Source organism: Adlercreutzia sp. St.1H8 (assembly GCF_059728655.1).
This window is the reverse complement of sequence record NZ_AP039376.1, coordinates 2,454,603-2,474,108: the sequence shown is the minus strand read 5'-3', so window position 1 is coordinate 2,474,108 and position 19,506 is coordinate 2,454,603. Positions and strand designations below refer to the sequence as shown.

Below are 19,506 nucleotides of genomic sequence, written 5' to 3'. Positions count from 1 at the left end.
GTGAGGGCGGCGCGGCTTCGTCATCTCTATCAGCAAGCGCGACGCGCTTGGCGAGAAAGGGGCGAATATGGAGCAGGGCGAGCGACCCAACCAGGGCACGCGGCAGGTGATGGTGGGCGACGTGCCCCTGGGCGGCGGCGCGCCGGTGGTGGTGCAGTCGATGCTCAACGCGCCGGCCAAGGACGTCGAGGCCAACCTCGCGCAGATAGCCGCGCTGGCTGAGGCCGGCTGCGAGGTGGTGCGCATGGCCATCCCGCATCGCGACTGCCTGGATGCGTTCGCAGCCGTGTGCGCGGCCTCTGCGCTGCCGGTGGTGGCCGACATCCACTTCGATGCGCAGATAGCCATCGAGGCCGCGCGTCGTGGCGCTGCCAAGCTGCGCATCAACCCCGGCAACATCGGCGGGCTCGAGGCCACCGACGCGGTCATCGAGGCCGCGCGCGAGGCCGGCATCCCCATCCGCATCGGCGTGAACGCCGGATCGCTCGACGCCGCGCTGGCTGCGCGCGACGACCTGACGCTGCCCGAGAAGCTCGCCGCCAGCGCCTCGGACTACGTGCGCCACTTCGAGGAGCGGGGCTTCTGTGACATCGTGGTGTCGGCCAAGGCGCACGACGTGCAGGCCACCATCGACACCTACCGGCTGCTCGCCGCGCGCATTCCCGCTGTGCCCCTGCACATCGGCGTGACCGAGGCGGGCACGGCGTTCCAGGGCATCATCAAGAGCGCCTGCGGCCTGGGCGTCCTCCTTGAGCAGGGGATAGGCGACACGCTGCGCATCTCTCTCACCGACGACCCGGTGACCGAGGTGCGTGCCTGCTGGACGCTGCTCGGCGCGCTCGACCTGCGTCGTCGCAGCCCCGAGCTCATCAGCTGCCCCACGTGCGGGCGCTGCCAGGTGAACCTCATCGGGCTGGCGTCGGAGGTGGAGCAGCGGCTGGCGAACGTGAAGTCGCCCGTGAAGGTGGCCGTCATGGGTTGTGTGGTGAACGGCCCGGGCGAGGCCGCCGATGCTGATATCGGGGTGGCTTGCGGGGCGGGGACCGGCGTGGTTTTCTCCCATGGTAAAATTGTTCGGAAAGTAAGCGAGTCAGAGATAGTCGACGCACTTATGGAGGAGATTGAGCAACTATGACGAATATCGTGCTGCGCATGAGCCAGCTGTACGCTCCCACGCTGAAGGAAGACCCGGCGGATGCTGAGATCGCGAGCCATCGCCTGCTGCTGCGCGCGGGCATGATCCGCAAGACGGCGTCGGGCGTGTACACCTTCCTCCCGCTGGGCTACCGCGTGCTCTCCAAGATCGAGGGCATCGTGCGCGAGGAGATGGACGCCATCGGCTCGCAGGAGATCATGATGCCGGCGCTGCAGCCGGCTGAGCTGTGGCACGAGAGCGGCCGCTGGGACGATTACGGCCCCGAGCTCATGCGCCTGGTGGATCGCCATGACCACGGCTTCTGCCTGGGGCCCACCCATGAGGAGCTCATCACCGCGCTCGTCCGCAATGAGCTGCGCTCCTACAAGCAGCTGCCCTGCTCGCTCTATCAGATCCAGGTGAAGTTCCGCGACGAGATCCGCCCGCGCTTCGGGTTGCTGCGCAGCCGCGAGTTCATCATGAAGGACGCCTACAGCTTCCATGCCGACCAGGCGTCGCTGCAGAAGACCTATGACGACATGAGCATGGCCTACGGCAACATCTGCGAGCGCTGCGGCCTGGAGTATCGCCCAGTAGAGGCCGACTCCGGCCAGATCGGCGGAAAGGTGACCACCGAGTTCATGGCGCTTGCCGAGGCCGGCGAGGCCGAGCTCGTGTATTGCAGTTGCGGCTACGCGGCCAACACCGAGGCTGGCGCCTGCCTCGCGCGCCCCACCTGCCATGAGGTGGCGGCCCTTGAGAAGATCAGCACCCCGGGCGTGCATACCATCGAGGAGCTGGCCCAGTTCCTGGACATCCCCGAGTCCTCCACGGTGAAGGCGCTCTCCGGCAAGGGCGAGGACGGCGTGCTCACCGTCATGTTCGTGCCGGGCGATCACGAGCTCAACGAGATCAAGGCGAGCCGTGCGGTGCCGGGCTTCGAGCTGCTCACCGACGAGGAGATGGAGGCCGCCGGGCTGCACAAGGGCTCGATGGGCCCGGTGGGCCTGCCCGAGGGCACGCGCGTCGTGGCCGACGTCAGTCTGCAGGCCGTCCCGCAGTGGGTGGTCGGCGCCAACGAGGACGGCTTCCACCTGCTGGGCGCTCGCCCCGGCGCGGACTTCGCAGTGGACGCGTGGGCTGACCTCTGCATCGTGAAGCCGGGCGACAGCTGCCCGGACTGCGGGCTGCCGCTGGAGGGCGCGCGCGGCATCGAGGTGTCGCAGGTGTTCCAGCTGGGCGACAAGTACTCCGTGGCCATGGGCGCCACGTTCGCCGACGAGGACGGCGCCGAGCGCCCGTTCGTCATGGGCTGCTATGGCGTGGGCGTGAGCCGTACCCTGGCCGCCGTGGTGGAGCAGCACAACGACGAGCACGGCATCATGTGGCCGCTCTCGGTGGCGCCGGCCCATGTGTGCGTCATCCCGCTGACCGTGGGCGATGACGAGGTTCAGCCCGCCGCCGAGCGCGTGGCGCGCGAGCTGGCTGGCCTGGGCCTGGAAGTGGTCATCGACGATCGCGACGAGCGCGCGGGCGTGAAATTTGCCGACGCGGATCTCATCGGCTGGCCGCTCCAGGTGGTGCTGGGCAAGCGCGGCCTGGCCGAGGGCAACGTCGAGGTGAAGCTGCGCCGCACGGGCGAGAAGAAGAGCGTGCCGCTGGCCACCTTCGCCGAGATGATGACCTTCGCGCGGCGCAACGCCAAGAAGTCGAAGGCCGGCGTGGGCACCTTCGACATGCTGTTCGCGTAAATCCGGCGCACTCGCGCGCCGCTCCCTAGGGCGGCGCGCTTTTTTGTTGGCAGGAGGCGTACCAAACTGACGATTAGTGCCACGGCTCTGACCAGGCATTATAGGACGTTTCCGCAGATGAAAAGGCGGTTTTTGAAATGGCAGAGATGGGCAGTTCGGTACGCTCCACGGGTAGCTCCCTGAGCGTGCTGTTCGATCTGGACGGCACGCTCATCGACACCTACGACATCATCCTGGCCTCGTTCCGGCACACGGTGCGCACAGTGCTGGGGCGCGAACTGCCGGATGAGGTGCTCATGCAGAAGGTGGGCCAGCCCCTGGTCACGCAGATGTGGGATTTCACGGACGATCAGGAGATCCACGACCGGCTGGTGGACGCCTACCGGGCGCATAACGACATCATTCACGACGAGCGCGTGGCCGCGTTCCCCGGCGTGGCGAACGCGCTGGCGCAGCTGGCGGCGATGGGCTGCCCGATGGGCGTGGTGACCTCCAAGCGCAGCGGGCTGGCCCGGCGCGCGCTGGCGCTGACGGGCATCGAGTCGCGTTTTGCCTTCGTGCTGGGGCCCGACGAGTGCGCTGCCCACAAGCCCGATCCCGCGCCGGTGCTCCAGGGCTGCGCGGAGCTGGGCCTCAAGCCCGACCGCTGCGTGTATGTGGGCGACAGCCCCTTCGACCTGCAGGCTGGCAACGGCGCTGGCACGACGACGGTGGCGGCTACGTGGGGGATGTTCCCCGCAGACGTGCTGGCTGCCGAGCATCCGGACTACGCCTTGGGGTCCATCGCCGAGCTGCCGGCGCTGGTGACTCGCCTGGTTGGGGAGCGGTAGGGCCTGTCGTCTTGCGTCAGGCGCGCCTGGGGTGGGGTGGCTGCGTCGGTCGCATCCTGGAGCCGCGGACTCAACGAAGCCGTAACATCGGTCATCTGGAGCTGGGGGCGGGCGGCGCGTGCGCGCATGATGGGCTGCAGAGGCGTCGCGGGGCGGCGCGGTTCCCGAGGATACGGAGGCTCATCATGTCGAGCATCACCGATGGATTCAAGGACGTGTTCATGGCGGGCATCGGGGCTATGGCCCTGGGCGCGGAGAAGTCCAAGGAGCTGGTGGACCAGCTCATCGCCAAGGGCGAGCTGACCGTGGAGCAGGGCAAGGTGATCAACGCCGACTTGATCGACCAGGCCACTCAGAAGGCCACGGCCACGGCCAGCGCTGTGCGCGACGACCTCATCGCCGCGCACCTGGCCACCCTGAGCAAGGACGAGCGCGACGCCTTCGCCGCCAAGGTGGCCGAGATGGCCGCCCAGGCTGACGAGAAGGACGCGGCCTTGGATGCCCAGGCCCAGGAGGTGGAGGCGGCGGCCGCCGAGGTCGTCTCCGAGTCTGACGCCGCGGCGGGCGTCCCGGCGGTTGAGTAGGGGCTTAGCGCGCGCAAGACGAATGAGCGGAGGGCGGCTGCCGGGGCGGTCGCCCTCTTTTCATGCAAAGTGCCAGGTCAGATGAGCGCAACCAATAGTTTCCCCAAAATTCCAACTGGAATTGGTCGCGCCCTGCCGCCGCCACGGGTAGGGTGGGCTTCCGTTAAGATGGAACGCATCGAGGAGAAAGGCCCATCATGAACGTGGAGATCGCCGAGCGCCTGGCGGCTCGTCGGAAGCAGGCGGGGCTATCACAGGAGGCCCTGGCCGTGAAGCTGGGCGTGTCGCGCCAGGCCGTATCGAAGTGGGAGCGGTCGGAGTCGTCCCCTGACACGGACAATCTCATTGCCTTGGCGCGGCTCTACGGCGTATCGCTCGACGAGCTTTTATATGTGGATGACTCCATCGCTGACGACGTGGCATTCGAGGCGGAGGATCGCGCTGCCGCGGGCACGGCCGGCGCAGGCGCTGCGGCCGGCGCGACGGGCGCGGCGTCCGCGGGCGGCCCTGCGGCGGGCGTCGCCGCTGACGCGTCCGCGACGGCGTCGGGCTGCGATCCGGCGGCCGCCGATGCCGAGGGCGCGGCAGCGAATGACGACGCGGCGGAAGCCGACGACCCTGCGTCCCGATCCCGTCAGCGCGGGCATCGTCGCGGCGACAAGGTGCGCGTAGGCCCCGGCGGCATCCACGTGGAGGACGGCGATGACTACGTGCACGTGTCGTGGCGCGAGGGCGTTCATGTGGTGGAGGGCGCCACGGGCGAGGAAGTCCACGTCGGCTGGGACGGCGTGCGCTTTGGCGGCCATGACGCTGCCGGCCATGCCTTCGTCCGCGGGGACGACCCCTTCGACTGGCATCGGGCCCAGGGCTTCCGCCAGAAGTGGATGTGCTTCCCCTTCTGGCTCGTGGTCATCTTGGCCTACCTGCTGGCGGGCGTCTTCTGGGACGCCTGGGGGCCGGCGCTGTTCGTGTTCTTCCTCGTGCCTGTCTATTATGTGACGGGCGTGGCCATCGCCGAGCGGCGCCTTGCCCCGGCAGTCTGCGCGCTCTACCCGCTGGGGGTCACGGCCTGGTTCTTCTGGATGGCGTTCGTGGAGGGCGCGTGGCATCCGGCTTGGGCCATCTTCCTGACCATCCCCATCGTGGAGTGCCTGACGGTCTACCTGTCCCATGCCTGGCGCCGCCGGAGGCGCGCGCGGCAGCAGTCCGATGCCGTGATCGATGTGGAGGGCCAGCCGGGGGAGTAGGCCTCCCGTCGACGCCGTCGCGCGCTCTCGCCGGAAGGCGGCAGGGGCGCCTGCGCTTGCCGGCCTCGCGCCGGGCGTGTCGCGCGGTTCGCGGGCCCTGCCGCTTGCCTGGCGGTCGCGGGCTTTCGGGGGAGATGGCGCGCCGTCGTCGGGCGCGTGCTACACTAGCCGGCGACCAACCGACCGACCGAAAGCGAGCCCCATGGCCGATTACATCGAAGGCAAGCGCCCCGTGGTTGAGGCGCTGCGCACCCAGGTTCCGATGAGGTGCGTCCTCATGGCCGACAACGTGCAGCGCGACAGCCTCATCAACGACATCCTGCGCAAGGCGAAGAACCGTGACATCCCCGTGAAGACCATCTCGCGCAAGAAGCTCGACGAGATATCCGAGCGCGGAAGCCATCAGGGCGTCATCGCCGAGGCGCTGCCCTTCGAGTACGTGAGCGGCTCGGCCATCATCGAGGCCGCTGCGGCCAGCGCCGCGAAGCACGACGGGCGCGCGCTCGTGGTGGTGCTCGACCACCTGACCGACGCAGGCAACCTGGGCGCCATCGCGCGCTCCGCCGAGAGCGTGGGCGCTGCGGGCATCGTCATCCCCAACAAGCGCGCGGCCCGCGTGACGGCTGCCACCTACAAGAGCTCGGCCGGCGCCATCTCCCACATCCCCGTGGCCCAGGTAGCCAACATCGCCAGCACGCTCGACCGCCTGAAGGAGGAGGGCTTCTGGGTGGCCGCTGCCACCGAGCATGCCGCCGACGTCATCTGGGATGCCAACCTCAAGGGCAAGATCGCGCTCGTCATGGGCAATGAGGGCGAGGGCGTCTCGCGCTTGGTGCTCGAGCATTGCGACTTCGGCGTGAAGTTGCCGCAGGTAGGCGACATCTCGTCGCTCAACGTGGCCCAGGCCTCCACCGCCTGCATGTACGAGTGGCTGCGTCAGAACCGCACGGCGGCCGAGGGACTGCGCGGGTAGGCTCCCATGGCGCGCCCCCGCAAGAAGCTGCTGATCGTCGACGGCTACAACGTGCTGCGATCGGGCAGTCGCTACCGCCCCATCGACGACCCGGACTACACCGACGACGCCTTCAACAAGGCGCGCGAGACGCTCATCAACGACGTGGTGAACTACGCCGGGCGCGACTGGCGTGCCATCATCGTGTTCGACGGCGGCCGCAACGCGTTCTCCGAGGGCGCGGTGGAGACGGTGGGCGGCGTGCAGATCATGTTCTCGCCGGCAGGGCAGTCGGCCGACAAGGTGATCGAGAAGCTGGCCCACGACGCCCGCGAGCGCATGATCGAGACGCTCGTGGTCACCTCCGACGCCACTATCCAGGACACCGTGTTCGGCGGCGGCGTGGACCGCATGAGCGCTGACGGCTTCTCCCACGAGGTGGGGGAGTACTACCAGAGCGCCCGCCTGGACGAGACCCCGAAGGTGGCCGAGAAGCGCACGCTCGCCGACCGCATATCGCCTGAGGCCCTGGCCAAGCTCCGGGCCCTGCGCGACGGCCGCTAGGGCGCGAGATGGGCTGCCCGGTCGCGGCCCGGGGAGGGCGCCGACGAGGGGGGGCGTTAGGCGCGCCTTCGGTGCGCGATGGGGAGTCATCGGTAAAACCCCAGGTGATCGACGGGGCAACCGTTGGTTGTCAGGGAAAAGATGGGTGAATTGACCACCTTAGGTGCTGGTGCAACCGCGGGCGGAACCATAGGCTGAAAGGCGAATCATGACCGACCGAAAGACGCGAAGGGGACATGCCATGAACGTCGAGATCGCCCAGCGCCTGGCCGAGCTGCGCCGCGAGCGCGGGTTCAGCCAAGAGGGCCTGGCGGCGGAGCTGGGGCTCTCGCGCCAGGCCGTGTCGAAGTGGGAGCGCGCCGAGTCGGCGCCGGACATGGGCAACCTGATGGCCCTGGCCGACCTGTACGGCGTGACCATCGACGAGCTCCTGCGCGTGGACGCGGACATCGCCGACGACGTGCGCTTCGAGTGCCAGGATCGGCGCGAGTCCGCCGAGGCCGAGGCCGCCCAGGCGGCGGAGGCGGCCCAGGATGCCGCGCTCCGCGCCGAGAGCGCGGCGAGCGTCGCCCAGGAGGCGGCCAACTCGGCGGCGACCGCGACCGTTGGGATCGCTGCCGTCCCGGCCGAGGACGCATCAGCGGGGGAGCCGGCCGCGCCGTCTGCCGCCGTGCCGCCCGCGACGATCGTCGACGCGCCCCATCCTGCATCGTCCGCGCAGCCGGGAGCCGCCCCCGGCCCGGCGCAGCCCGCCCCCGCCGTGCCGCCCGCCGGCGCGACGCCCCCGCCGCCTCCGCCCTACGGGTTCGCCGGCTACCAGGCCCCGCCGGCCCCCGCCGCGCCGCCTGTCGCGCCGTCCCTGGAGCCCCTGCTTCCCAAGAGCGCCCTGCGTTCGTTTCCCTATCCGCTCCTGTGCGTGGTGCTGTTCTTCCTGGGCGGGTTCACCGTGGGCTTCGGCCTGTCGTGGGCGGTCTACCTCACCATCCCCTTCTGGTACTGGATCGTGAACGTGATCGAGGCCGACCCGCTCTACCACGCCCGGCGCGTGGAGCGTTACCGGGCGGCCCAGGAGGCCGCTACCCAGCAGTCGATGCCGCCGGCGGGCGCCGTTCCGCCGCAGGGACGATAGGGGGGGTCGCCATGAGGCTGACGAAGACCACGTGGGTCAAGGTGGCCCTCATCATCCTGCTGTGCCTGGCGGTGCTGGGCGCGCTGACGGGCGGCTGCGCGTCGGTAGGCCGCCTCTGGGGCGGCTTCGGGGGAGCCGGGTCATGCGCGCGGGGCTCCGGCGAGTCCCTGGCGCCTGGCGGCGGCACCTTCACGGCCGCGGACATCGACAGCCTGGACGTGGACTGGGCGGCGGGCTCGGTGACCATCGAGGTGGTGGGCGACGGCGCCGACGTGACGCTCGCGGAGACCTACGTGGGCCCGGGGCGCCAGCCCCAGACCGTCGCCTACGTGGACGGCCGTACCCTCGTGGTGGACTACGGCGTGACGGGCGGCTTCATGTTCGGTTGCGCCGCCGGCCACAAGGAACTGGTCATCCAGGTGCCCGCGTCCCTGGCCGAGCGGCTCGACCTGGTGTCGCTGTCCGCGGCCTCCGGCGACTACGCGCTCTCCGGCATCCGGTGCGATCGGCTGCTGCTGGAGCAGGCGTCCGGGCGCACCACGGCATCGGACGTGACAGCCCGCGAGATGGACGTCGAGCTGGCCAGCGGCGCCATGGTCCTGGGCGTGTCCGTGAGCGAGCGCGCCGGGTTCGACATCGCCTCGGGCAACGTCGAGGCGCGCCTGGGCGGCGAGGTGCCCCATGACGTGACCGCGTCCCTCGCCAGCGGGGACCTGCGGCTGCTCGTGCCCGACGGTACCGGCTTCACAGCCCAGGTGGACAAGGTCTCCGGCAGCTTCGAGAGCGCCTTCCCCTGCACCACCGACGGCAACCTCTCTATAAGTGGCGACGGCGGCCCGATGCATGTGTGGGTCACCATGACGAGCGGCCATATGGTGATAGGCAAGGCCTAGCGTCCGTTTTCAAATGAGAAGCCCCGCCCAGTTCGGGCGGGGTTTTTGCGTAAAAGTCCAAAGAATTTCCACAGCTGGTTAAAATTTTCCTTGACTTGGTTTTGCGGGCGTCATATCTTAGCAAATTGCAACTTTTTTGCAGATTTGCGATGCGCGTGAAGGAGGAACAGCCTCGTGGCTCAAGGAAAAAACACCGCTCCCACCAGCCTTTATAGGGATCGCAGAAGCTTCGCGAAGATTCCGGACGTGATGGACGTCCCCAATCTTATCGCCATCCAGACGGAAAGCTTCGACTGGTTCAAGGAAGAGGGCCTGGCGCAGGCTTTCGCCGACATCTGTCCTATCGAGAACAACACGAAGGACATGGCCGTCGAGTTCGGCCGTCATGAGTTCGGCGAGCCCAAGTACACGGTGGACGAGTGCAAGGAGAAGGACGTCAGCTACCAGGCGCCCCTCTTCGTGGAGATTCGCTTCATCAACCGCGAGACGGGCGAGATCAAGGAGCAGGACGTGTTCATGGGCGACTTCCCGCTCATGACCCCGCGCGGCACCTTCATCATCAACGGCACCGAGCGCGTCGTCGTGTCCCAGCTGGTTCGCTCGCCCGGCGTCTACTTCGCCGCCGAGCGTGACAAGACCTCCGACAAGACCATCTACTCCGCGAAGGTCATCCCCTCCCGCGGCGCCTGGCTCGAGTTCGAGACGGACAAGCGCGACCTGCTCTCCGTGCGCATCGATCGCAAGCGCAAGCAGCCGGCCACGCTGCTCGTGCGCGCCCTCGGCCTGGCCGAGACCCGCGAGGAGATCATCGAGCTCCTCGGCGACTCCGAGATGGTGCTGCGCACCCTCGACCGCGACCCCGCCACCACCAAGGAGGAGTCGCTCATCGAGCTGTACAAGCGCTTCCGTCCCGGCGAGCCGCCGACCATCGACAGCGCCCGCACCCTGCTCGAGGGCCTGTTCTTCAACCCGCAGCGCTATGACCTGGCGAAGGTCGGCCGCTACAAGATCGACAAGAAGCTCGGCTTCGACCCGGAGGAGAACGACTCCTCCACGCTCACCGATGACGACATCGTGGCTACCATGCGCTACATCATCGCCCTGCACGAGGGCGAGGAGGGCTACGCCACCGACGACATCGACCACTTCGGCAACCGCCGCATCCGCTCCGTGGGCGAGCTGATCCAGAACCAGTTCCGCATCGGCCTGTCCCGCATGGAGCGCGTCATGCGCGAGCGCATGTCCATGCAGGAGCCCGACGAGATCACGCCGCAGTCGCTCGTGAACATCCGCCCCATCGTGGCGGCCACCAAGGAGTTCTTCGGCTCCTCGCAGCTCTCGCAGTTCATGGACCAGACCAACCCCGCCGCCGGCATCACCAACAAGCGCCGCCTGTCGGCCCTGGGCCCGGGCGGCCTGTCCCGCGAGCGCGCCGGCTTCGAGGTCCGCGACGTCCACACCTCCCACTACGGGCGCATGTGCCCCATCGAGACGCCTGAAGGCCCGAACATCGGCCTCATCGGCTCGCTGGCCACCTACGGTCGCATCAACGCCTACGGCTTCATCGAGACGCCGTACCGTCGCGTGGTGGACGGCAAGGTCACCGACGAGGTGGACTACCTCACCGCCGACGAGGAGGAGAACTACATCATCGCGCAGGCCAACGACCTGTTCGATCCTGAGACCCGCGAGTTCGGCTACACCGACGAGGACGGCGTGTTCCACAAGGCCGCCCGCGTCCTGTGCCGCACGAAGAACGCCGCCGGCGAGTTCGGCGAGCCCGACGAGGTGGAGCCGGAGCGCGTCAACTACATGGACGTGTCCCCGCGCCAGATGACCTCGGTGGCTACCTCGCTCATCCCGTTCCTCGAGCACGACGACGCCAACCGCGCCCTCATGGGCTCGAACATGCAGCGCCAGGCCGTGCCGCTGCTGCGCCCGACGGCGCCGCTCGTCGGCACCGGCATCGAGCATCGCATCGCGGTGGACTCCGGCGAGATCCTCGTGGCCCAGCGCCCCGGCGTGGTGGACTACGTGGACGGCCAGACCATCATCATCCTGAACGACGAGGGCGAGTACGACGAGTACCTCATCCCCAAGTTCCAGCGCTCCAACCAGTCCGGCTGCATCAACCACCGCCCGCTCGTCCGCAAGGGCGACGAGGTCCAGGCCGGCGACGTGCTGGCCGACGGCCCGTCTTGCGACGGCGGCGAGCTGGCGCTGGGCCAGAACCTCATGGTGGCCTACATGCCCTGGGAGGGCTACAACTACGAGGACGCCATCATCGTGTCCGAGCGCGTGGTGTCCGAGGATCTGCTGACCTCCATCCACATCTCGGAGTACGAGGTTGACGCCCGCGACACTAAGCTCGGCCCCGAGGAGATCACCCGCGAGATCCCCAACATCTCCGACGACATGATCTCGGACCTGGACGCCGACGGCATCATCCGCGTGGGCGCCGAGGTGTTCCCGGGCGACGTGCTGGTGGGCAAGGTCACCCCCAAGGGCGAGACGGAGCTCACCGCCGAGGAGCGCCTGCTGCGCGCCATCTTCGGCGAGAAGGCCCGCGAGGTGCGCGACACCTCCCTCAAGGTGCCCCACGGCTCCGGCGGCCGCGTCATCGGCATCCACCGCTTCTCCCGCGAGAACGGCGACGAGCTGGCGCCCGGCGTGAACGAGCTCGTGCGCATCTACGTGGCCCAGAAGCGTAAGGTGCAGCAGGGCGACAAGCTCTCCGGCCGCCACGGCAACAAGGGCGTCATCTCCCGCGTGCTGCCCGTGGAGGACATGCCCTACCTCGCTGACGGCACGCCCATCGACGTCATCCTGAACCCGCTGGGCGTTCCCTCCCGTATGAACGTGGGCCAGCTGCTTGAGAACCACCTGGGCTGGGCCGCCAAGTGGGGCTGGTCGGACGCCGAGGAGACCGACGAGGTGGTCGAGGGCCCGATGTTCGTGGCCACGCCCGTCTTCGACGGCGCCACCGAGAAGGAGATCTCGGACGCCATCGAGCACGCCAACCGCAACCTCATCAACATCAACCACGCCAAGTACGGCGACATGGCCCGCGACGAGCTGGTGCCGCAGCTGTCCCGTACCGGCAAGACCTGGCTCTACGACGGCCGCACGGGCGAGAAGTTCCGCGAGCCCATCACCGTGGGCCAGACCTACATCCTGAAGCTCGGCCACATGGTGGACGACAAGATCCACGCGCGCTCGACCGGCCCCTACAGCCTCATCACCCAGCAGCCGCTGGGCGGCAAGGCGCAGTTCGGCGGCCAGCGCTTCGGCGAGATGGAGGTGTGGGCGCTCTACGCCTACGGCGCCTCCAACGTGCTGCAGGAGATCCTGACCGTCAAGTCCGACGACACGGCCGGCCGCGTCAAGTCCTATGAGGCCATCGTCAAGGGCGAGAACATCCCGGCGCCCGAGGTGCCCGAGTCCTTCAAGGTGCTCGTGAAGGAGATGAAGTCGCTGTGCCTCAACATCGAGCTCGAGGGGCACGACCTGCCCTCCGAGAACGGCGAGGAGGAGCTCGACGTGGACCAGGCGCTCTACGAGGCCCTGGCCGCTGACGCGAAGAAGACCGAGGACGAGACGGCCTCTGCCATCGATGACATTGCTGCTGAACTGGGAGAACTGATGAGCGACGTCTCTACTGACACTGATATCAACGAACTCATCGGCGAGGGAGAGGAGGCCTAGGATGCCCACGGAATACGACGTGAACAACTTTGACGCCCTGCGTATCTCCCTGGCCAGCGCCGAAGACGTGCGCAGCTGGTCGCGCGGTGAGGTCAAGAAGCCCGAGACCATCAACTACCGCACCCTCAAGCCCGAGAAGGACGGCCTGTACTGCGAGAAGATCTTCGGTCCCACCAAGGACTGGGAGTGCGCCTGCGGCAAGTACAAGCGCGTGCGCTTCAAGGGCATCGTCTGCGAGCGCTGCGGCGTTGAGGTGACCCGCTCCAAGGTGCGCCGCGAGCGCATGGGCCACATCGAGCTGGCTGCGCCCGTGAGCCACATCTGGTACTTCAAGGGCAGCCCGTCGCGTCTGGGCTACCTGCTTGACATCCCGCCGAAGGAGCTCGAGAAGGTCCTGTACTTCGCCAGCTCCATCATCACGAGCGTGGATAAGGAGGCTCGCGAGGAGGACGCCGACGACCTGCGTGACGAGCTCGCCGCCGACCTCGACGAGCTGGACGCCGAGCGCGACCGCCTCATCGAGGCCACCCGCCGCCTGTCTACCGACTACGTCCCCGAGGACGACGACTTCGTGGACGAGGTCGAGGAGGACGAGCGCATGACCCCCGAGGAGGTCGACGAGGAGGTCGCCGACATCTACGAGGAGTTCAACGAGCGCAAGGCCCTGCGCCAGGACGCCTTCGACGCCTTCATGAAGATCGAGCCGAAGCAGCTCGTTCCCGACGAGGCGCTCTACCGTGAGATGCGCGCCAACTACCGCGACTACTTCACCGGCGGCATGGGCGCCGAGTCCGTGCGCGACCTGCTGGATGCCATGGACCTGGAGGCCACGGGCGAGGAGCTGCGCGAGACCATCGCCACGGGCAAGGGCCAGAAGCGCGCCAAGGCCATCAAGCGCCTCAAGGTGGTGGACGCGTTCCTCAAGTCCGACAACAAGCCCTCCGACATGATCCTCGACGTGATCCCGGTCATCCCGCCCGACCTGCGCCCCATGGTGCAGCTGGACGGCGGTCGCTTCGCCACGTCGGACCTGAACGACCTGTACCGCCGCGTCATCAACCGCAACAACCGCCTCAAGCGCCTGCTCGACCTGGGCGCGCCTGAGATCATCGTCAACAACGAGAAGCGCATGCTGCAGGAGGCCGTGGACTCGCTCTTCGACAACGGCCGCCGCGGCCGCCCTGTGACGGGCCCGGGCAACCGCCCGCTCAAGTCGATCAGCGACATGCTGAAGGGCAAGCAGGGCCGCTTCCGCCAGAACCTGCTGGGCAAGCGCGTCGACTACTCCGGCCGCTCGGTTATCGTCGTGGGCCCGCAGCTCAAGCTGCACCAGTGCGGCCTGCCGAGCCAGATGGCGCTCGAGCTGTTCCGCCCCTTCGTCATGAAGCGCCTGGTGGAGCTGGAGTACGCCGCCAACATCAAGGCCGCCAAGCGCGCCGTGGATCGTGGCGCCAGCTACGTCTGGGACGTGCTGGAGGAGGTCATCGCCGAGCACCCCGTGCTGCTGAACCGCGCGCCAACCCTGCATCGTCTGGGCATCCAGGCCTTCGAGCCAGTGCTCGTCGAGGGCAAGGCCATCAAGCTGCACCCGCTGGTCTGCACCGCCTTCAACGCCGACTTCGACGGCGACCAGATGGCCGTGCATGTGCCGCTGGGCGCTGAGGCCCAGGCCGAGGCCCGCGTGCTCATGCTGTCGTCCAACAACATCAAGTCGCCCGCTCACGGCCGCCCGCTGACCGTGCCCACCCAGGACATGATCATCGGCCTGTACTACCTGACGGCCGCCCGCGACGGGTTCCCGGGCGAGGGTCGCGTGTTCATCGACATGGACGACGCCATGAACGCCTACGACGCCCGCGCCGACCTGGACCTCCAGGCCAAGATCTGGGTGCGCCTGCGCATGGACACCCGCATCGCCACCGCCTTCGGCGAGTTCGAGGACCACGCTGCCGGCGAGCGCATCGAGACCACCGTGGGCCGCATCATCTTCAACGACGTGCTGCCTGCTGACTACCCGTTCCTCAACTACGAGATGAACAAGAAGGAGATCAGCCGCCTGGTGGAGGACGTGTGCAACCGCTACGCGCTCTCCGAGGTGCCGCCCATCCTGGACGGCCTGAAGGACGCGGGCTTCCACTACGCCACGCGCGCCGGCGTCACGGTGTCGGTCTACGACGCCACGGTGCCGCCGAACAAGGCGGAGATCCTCGCGGCGGCCGACGCCAAGGTGGCGGCCATCGACGAGGACTACGAGTTCGGCCTCATGTCCGACGACGAGCGCCACAAGCAGGTCGTCGACATCTGGAACGAGGCGAACGAGGAAGTCGGCGAGGCCATGGCGGCCAACTTCGACAAGTTCAACCCCATCTACATGATGGCGTTCTCCGGCGCCCGCGGTAACATCAAGCAGATCCGCCAGCTGGCCGGCATGCGCGGCCTCATGTCCGACCCGAAGGGCGAGATCATCGACCGCCCGATTAAGGCGAACTTCCGTGAGGGCCTCTCCGTGCTCGAGTACTTCATCTCGACCCACGGTGCCCGCAAGGGCCTGGCCGACACCGCGCTGCGTACCGCCGACTCGGGCTACCTGACCCGCCGTCTGGTGGACGTGGCCCAGGACGTCATCATCCGCGAGATCGACTGCGGCACCACCGAGGGCGTCCCGTACCCCATCGTCAACGAGAAGGGCGACCTGGATGAGAACCTCATCGGCCGCTGCCTGCTCGAGGACGTGCGCGGCACCGACGGCGAGCTGGTTCAGGCCGCCGACGAGTACATCACCTCCATGGATCAGCTGCGCGCCATGAGCCAGGCTGGCGTCGAGGAGGTCGTCATTCGCACCATCATGACCTGCCATGCCGAGCACGGCGTCTGCCAGAAGTGCTACGGCTGGGATCTGGCCACCGCCCGCCCGGTCAACATCGGCACGGCCGTCGGCATCATCGCGGCCCAGTCCATCGGCGAGCCTGGCACGCAGCTGACGATGCGTACCTTCCACACCGGCGGCGTGGCCGGCGAGGACATCACCCACGGCCTGCCCCGCGTCCAGGAGCTCTTCGAGGCCCGCAAGCCCAAGGGCCAGGCGGTGCTCGCGGAGATCTCCGGCACCATGCAGGTCTCGGGCGACAAGACCTCCAAGACCATCACCATCCACGACCAGGAGGGCAACTACCGCGAGTACGTCGTGTCGGCGCGCGCCCAGCTGCTCCCCGGCGTGATGGACGGCTGCCAGGTGAAGGTGGGCCAGCAGCTCACCAAGGGCTCGGTGAACCCGCACGACCTGCTGCGCCTGACCGACCCCAACTCCACCCTGCGCTACATTGTGAGCCAGGTCCAGGGCGTGTACGTCTCCCAGGGCGTGGACATCAACGACAAGCACATCGAGGTCATCGCGCGCCAGATGCTGCGCAAGGTGGCCGTGCTCGACTCGGGCGACTCCGACTTCCTGCCGGGTCGCCAGGTCAACCGCTTCGAGTTCGAGAAGGTGGCTAACGAGCTCATCGCCGAGGGCAAGGAGCCGCCGGTGGGCCAGCCGCTGCTGCTCGGCATCACCAAGGCGTCGCTGGCCACGGACTCGTGGCTGTCCGCCGCCTCCTTCCAGGAGACCACCAAGGTGCTCACCGACGCCGCCATCGAGGGCAAGACGGATCACCTGGCCGGCCTGAAGGAGAACGTCATCATCGGCAAGCCCATCCCTGCGGGCACGGGCCTCAAGCGCTACCGCGACGTGCGGCTCACCTACAAGGGACGCCCGATCGACGGCGTGGCGGGCGACGCGCTGCCGGACTTCGCGCCGGATGCCCTGCGCGAGATCGAGGACCTGCTGCCCCAGCCTCAGGACTGGTCGCTGGACGGCGACGGCTACTTCAACGCGGGCGGCGGCTTCGGCGGCTACTACAGCGCCCTTTCGCTGGGCCACCGCGGTCATAACCTGTCCGACGAGGATGCGCGCCTGTACATCTACGATGATCTGGGCGTGTCTCAGCGCTGGGCGAACAAGTTCTCCGAGGCCGGCATCGAGACGGTGGCCGACCTGGTGGGACACACCGAGGAGGACCTGCTGCGCATCGAGGGCATCGGCGTGAAGGCCATCGAGGAGCTCAAGGAGGGCCTGGAGGCCCGCGACCTCATGCACGTCATCGAGGACGACCTGGCCGCTACGAGCGACGACATGAGCCAGCTGCTCGACATGGTGTTCTCGCCTGACGACACCATCCTCATCGGCGGTGACGAGCCCCCGACGTTCAACACCGACGACGAGGAGATGCTGGGCGAGGCCCTGCCGCCCCGCTCCTACCAGCGTAACCTCGAGGAGCTGGACGCCCTGCTGGGCTCCGTGGGCTCCTTCGGCTTCGGCATCACCAGCGAGGAGACCGAGGCCGCGGCTGACGACGAGGACGACGAGTAGCCGCTGATCGAAGGCAAAGGGGCGGGCTTCGGCTCGCCCCTTTTCGTGACAGTGCACGATCAGCCCCCTATCATGCAGATTCGGACGGTTTTGCACCCTGCTGCGGGCTTTGTGGAGCCGTCTGATGGACTGTCTTTTGGGATGGCCATCGGTGACCTGGGGGTTTGGTCGCGCCGCCTGGCCGCAAGGGCGTGCAGCCGTGCCCGCATGAGTGCAAAACCGTCCGAATCTGCAAGTTCGGGGCGAAAAACGGAGGAAAGGAGACGGGCATGGGCCAGAAGACCTATGTGCCCGAGGGCGAGCAGCCCCCGGCATCGCAGGCGGGTGCCTCGCTCGAGGCCCTGGCGGCCACCATCGCTGCCCGGCGCGAGGCGGGTGAGGAGAGCTACACCCACCGCCTGCTGACCGGGGACGTGGACGCGGTGCTGAAGAAGGTCATGGAGGAGGCCGGAGAGGTGGCCCTGGCGGCCAAGGACGCGGATTCTGCGCTCTACTTCGCCGGTGAGTCCGCCGAGGTGGCTCCCGGATCTACCGCCGCCGAGCGCCTGGCCGAGGCGGCCAGCCAGTCGGTCGACCACCTGCGCTACGAGGCGGCTGACGTGGTCTACCATCTTCTGGTGGTGCTTGAGCGCTTCGGCATCGGACTGGACGAGCTGGCCGCCGAGCTCAACAACCGCATGACTGCGGACGAGCGCCCTGCTGGCGCCGTCCGTCTATACGACGAGTATGTGCGAAGGGGGAAGTAAGATGCCCAGAATGTTCGGAACCGACGGCGTGCGCGGCATCGCCAACGTGGAGCTGACCTGCAAGATGGCCTATCACCTGGGCCAGGCCGCCGTGACCACCCTGGGGGAGTCCATCGTGGTGGGTAAGGACACCCGCCTGTCCGGCGACATGCTGGAGGCGGCCCTGGTGGCCGGCATAACGAGCGCCGGCGGCACGGCCCTTCTGGCCGGGGTCATCCCCACGCCGGGCGTGGCCCTGCTCGTGCGCGAGCTGGGGGCCGGCGGCGGCGTGGTCATCTCGGCCTCGCACAACCCGCCGGAGTACAACGGCATCAAGTTCTTCGACGCCGAGGGCTTCAAGCTGCCTGACTCCGTGGAGGACGAGATCGAGGCGTTCGTCGCGGGCAGCGGCCTGGAGGGCCTGGTGGAGCGCGCGGTGGCTGCTGGCGAGGAGGCCGCCATGCCGTCTGGCCCGGCGCTGGGCGTGGCCATTCCCGTGGAGGAGGCCTGCGAGATCTACATCAACCATGCCGTGGACAGCATCCGCGCCCAGGGCATCGACTTCGCGGGCATGACCATCGCGCTGGACGCCGGCCATGGGGCCAGCGCGCTCACGAGCGCCGAGGCCCTGCGTCGCCTGGGCGCCGAGGTCATCGCCATCAACGAGGACTACGACGGCACCGACATCAACGTGGCGTGCGGATCCACCCACCTGGCCCCGCTGGCCGCACTCATGGAGGAGACCGGCGCGGACGTGGGCATCGCCCACGACGGCGACGCCGACCGCGTGATGCTCATGGCGCCTGGCGGCCTGGAGATCGACGGCGACATGGTGGAGGCCGTGTGCGCGCTCGACATGAAGGAGCGCGGCGTGCTGGCCGGCAACACCGCCGTGAGCACGGTCATGTGCAACCTGGGCTTCGTGCACGCCATGCGCGACGCCGGCATCGACGTGGTGCAGACGAAGGTGGGCGACCGCTACGTGCTGGAGGAGATGCGCGAGAAGGGCTACGCCATTGGCGGCGAGCAGTCGGGGCACATGATCCTGCTGGAGTACAACTCCACGGGCGACGGCCTCATGACCGCCTGCCAGTTCCTCGCGGCGGTCAAGCGCACCGGCAAGCCGGTGGCCGAAGCCGTGGCCGTCATGACGCGCTTCCCGCAGGAGCTCATCAACGTGCGCGTGCGCGACAAGCACACCGCTGCGCAGAACCCGGCCATCGTGGCCGCCGTGGCCGCCGCCGAGGAGGCCCTGGGGGACAACGGCCGCGTGCTTCTGCGTCCGAGCGGCACCGAGCCGGTCATCCGCGTGATGGTGGAGGCGCTCGACGCCGAGCAGGCCGCCGCCGAGGCTCGCAAGCTCGCCGAGGTGGTGGAGCGCGAGGGGTAGCACCTTTGGCGCGCTCGCGGGGAGCGGCAAGCTGTCAGGCGTGGGCTTCCTGCGCGCTGCGATTGACGGGGCGTCCCTGAGGGGGCGCCCCGTTTGCGTCTGCGATGGGGCGCCGGGCGGGATGCGGCGCGGGCGCGGCGCTGGCGGCGGGGCGTGGCGCGCTGGTTGCGGCGACCGCCCGCCCTTGCCGTGG

At 68.3% G+C, this 19,506-nt stretch carries 13 protein-coding genes; all 13 read left to right on the top strand.

Translation table 11 applies throughout. The features are described 5' to 3' along the window. The first annotated feature begins 67 nt into the window (after window positions 1-67). Window positions 68-1,135, top strand: a complete 1,068-nt coding sequence (gene ispG, locus AC6I0Y_RS09790) for a flavodoxin-dependent (E)-4-hydroxy-3-methylbut-2-enyl-diphosphate synthase (protein WP_497731427.1) — start codon at window positions 68-70, stop codon at window positions 1,133-1,135. Next, the gene (locus AC6I0Y_RS09785) at window positions 1,132-2,886 is read left to right on the top strand and encodes a proline--tRNA ligase (RefSeq protein WP_497731424.1); all 1,755 of its coding nucleotides are present in this window, start codon (window positions 1,132-1,134) and stop codon (window positions 2,884-2,886) included. The genes ispG and AC6I0Y_RS09785 overlap by 4 nt, the downstream gene beginning before the upstream one ends. A gap of 137 nt (window positions 2,887-3,023) precedes the next feature. Next, the gene (locus tag AC6I0Y_RS09780) at window positions 3,024-3,716 is read left to right on the top strand and encodes an HAD family hydrolase (protein ID WP_497731421.1); all 693 of its coding nucleotides are present in this window, start codon (window positions 3,024-3,026) and stop codon (window positions 3,714-3,716) included. Window positions 3,717-3,901: 185 nt separating this feature from the next. Continuing rightward, complete coding sequence (locus AC6I0Y_RS09775) at window positions 3,902-4,300, top strand: phasin family protein (protein ID WP_497731419.1); 399 nt, start codon at window positions 3,902-3,904, stop codon at window positions 4,298-4,300. Between the two features lie 197 nt (window positions 4,301-4,497). Further along, window positions 4,498-5,547 carry a helix-turn-helix domain-containing protein gene (locus AC6I0Y_RS09770; protein WP_497731416.1) on the top strand — a complete coding sequence of 350 codons (1,050 nt, stop codon included), beginning with the start codon at window positions 4,498-4,500 and terminating at the stop codon, window positions 5,545-5,547. A gap of 202 nt (window positions 5,548-5,749) precedes the next feature. Continuing rightward, on the top strand, window positions 5,750-6,520 hold the full coding sequence (rlmB, locus tag AC6I0Y_RS09765; protein ID WP_497731413.1) for a 23S rRNA (guanosine(2251)-2'-O)-methyltransferase RlmB: 771 nt from the start codon (window positions 5,750-5,752) through the stop codon (window positions 6,518-6,520). A gap of 6 nt (window positions 6,521-6,526) precedes the next feature. Continuing rightward, window positions 6,527-7,063: an NYN domain-containing protein gene (locus AC6I0Y_RS09760; RefSeq protein WP_497731410.1), complete on the top strand. Its 537-nt coding sequence runs from the start codon at window positions 6,527-6,529 to the stop codon at window positions 7,061-7,063. Between the two features lie 241 nt (window positions 7,064-7,304). Beyond that, window positions 7,305-8,192, top strand: a complete 888-nt coding sequence (locus AC6I0Y_RS09755) for a helix-turn-helix transcriptional regulator (RefSeq protein WP_497731407.1) — start codon at window positions 7,305-7,307, stop codon at window positions 8,190-8,192. Window positions 8,193-8,203: 11 nt separating this feature from the next. After that, window positions 8,204-9,085 (top strand): DUF4097 family beta strand repeat-containing protein, encoded by an 882-nt coding sequence (locus AC6I0Y_RS09750; protein ID WP_497731404.1) that lies wholly within the window; start codon window positions 8,204-8,206, stop codon window positions 9,083-9,085. A gap of 174 nt (window positions 9,086-9,259) precedes the next feature. Next, the gene (gene rpoB, locus AC6I0Y_RS09745; RefSeq protein WP_160710088.1) at window positions 9,260-12,790 is read left to right on the top strand and encodes a DNA-directed RNA polymerase subunit beta; all 3,531 of its coding nucleotides are present in this window, start codon (window positions 9,260-9,262) and stop codon (window positions 12,788-12,790) included. Between the two features lies 1 nt (window position 12,791). Next, complete coding sequence (locus AC6I0Y_RS09740; protein WP_497731401.1) at window positions 12,792-17,198, top strand: DNA-directed RNA polymerase subunit beta'; 4,407 nt, start codon at window positions 12,792-12,794, stop codon at window positions 17,196-17,198. A 269-nt stretch (window positions 17,199-17,467) separates the two neighbouring features. Beyond that, window positions 17,468-17,944, top strand: a complete 477-nt coding sequence (gene hisE / locus AC6I0Y_RS09735) for a phosphoribosyl-ATP diphosphatase (protein WP_160710090.1) — start codon at window positions 17,468-17,470, stop codon at window positions 17,942-17,944. A 1-nt stretch (window position 17,945) separates the two neighbouring features. Then, the gene (glmM, locus tag AC6I0Y_RS09730; RefSeq protein ID WP_497731398.1) at window positions 17,946-19,313 is read left to right on the top strand and encodes a phosphoglucosamine mutase; all 1,368 of its coding nucleotides are present in this window, start codon (window positions 17,946-17,948) and stop codon (window positions 19,311-19,313) included. Window positions 19,314-19,506 lie beyond the last annotated feature (193 nt).

Bases quoted from the DNA above. Each gene is read 5' to 3' on its own strand.
- ispG (WP_497731427.1), top strand. From the start codon at position 68: ATGGAGCAGGGCGAGCGACCCAACCAGGGCACGCGGCAGGTGATGGTG.
- AC6I0Y_RS09785 (WP_497731424.1), top strand. From the start codon at position 1,132: ATGACGAATATCGTGCTGCGCATGAGCCAGCTGTACGCTCCCACGCTG.
- AC6I0Y_RS09780 (WP_497731421.1), top strand. From the start codon at position 3,024: ATGGCAGAGATGGGCAGTTCGGTACGCTCCACGGGTAGCTCCCTGAGC.
- AC6I0Y_RS09775 (WP_497731419.1), top strand. From the start codon at position 3,902: ATGTCGAGCATCACCGATGGATTCAAGGACGTGTTCATGGCGGGCATC.
- AC6I0Y_RS09770 (WP_497731416.1), top strand. From the start codon at position 4,498: ATGAACGTGGAGATCGCCGAGCGCCTGGCGGCTCGTCGGAAGCAGGCG.
- rlmB (WP_497731413.1), top strand. From the start codon at position 5,750: ATGGCCGATTACATCGAAGGCAAGCGCCCCGTGGTTGAGGCGCTGCGC.
- AC6I0Y_RS09760 (WP_497731410.1), top strand. From the start codon at position 6,527: ATGGCGCGCCCCCGCAAGAAGCTGCTGATCGTCGACGGCTACAACGTG.
- AC6I0Y_RS09755 (WP_497731407.1), top strand. From the start codon at position 7,305: ATGAACGTCGAGATCGCCCAGCGCCTGGCCGAGCTGCGCCGCGAGCGC.
- AC6I0Y_RS09750 (WP_497731404.1), top strand. From the start codon at position 8,204: ATGAGGCTGACGAAGACCACGTGGGTCAAGGTGGCCCTCATCATCCTG.
- AC6I0Y_RS09740 (WP_497731401.1), top strand. From the start codon at position 12,792: ATGCCCACGGAATACGACGTGAACAACTTTGACGCCCTGCGTATCTCC.
- hisE (WP_160710090.1), top strand. From the start codon at position 17,468: ATGGGCCAGAAGACCTATGTGCCCGAGGGCGAGCAGCCCCCGGCATCG.
- glmM (WP_497731398.1), top strand. From the start codon at position 17,946: ATGCCCAGAATGTTCGGAACCGACGGCGTGCGCGGCATCGCCAACGTG.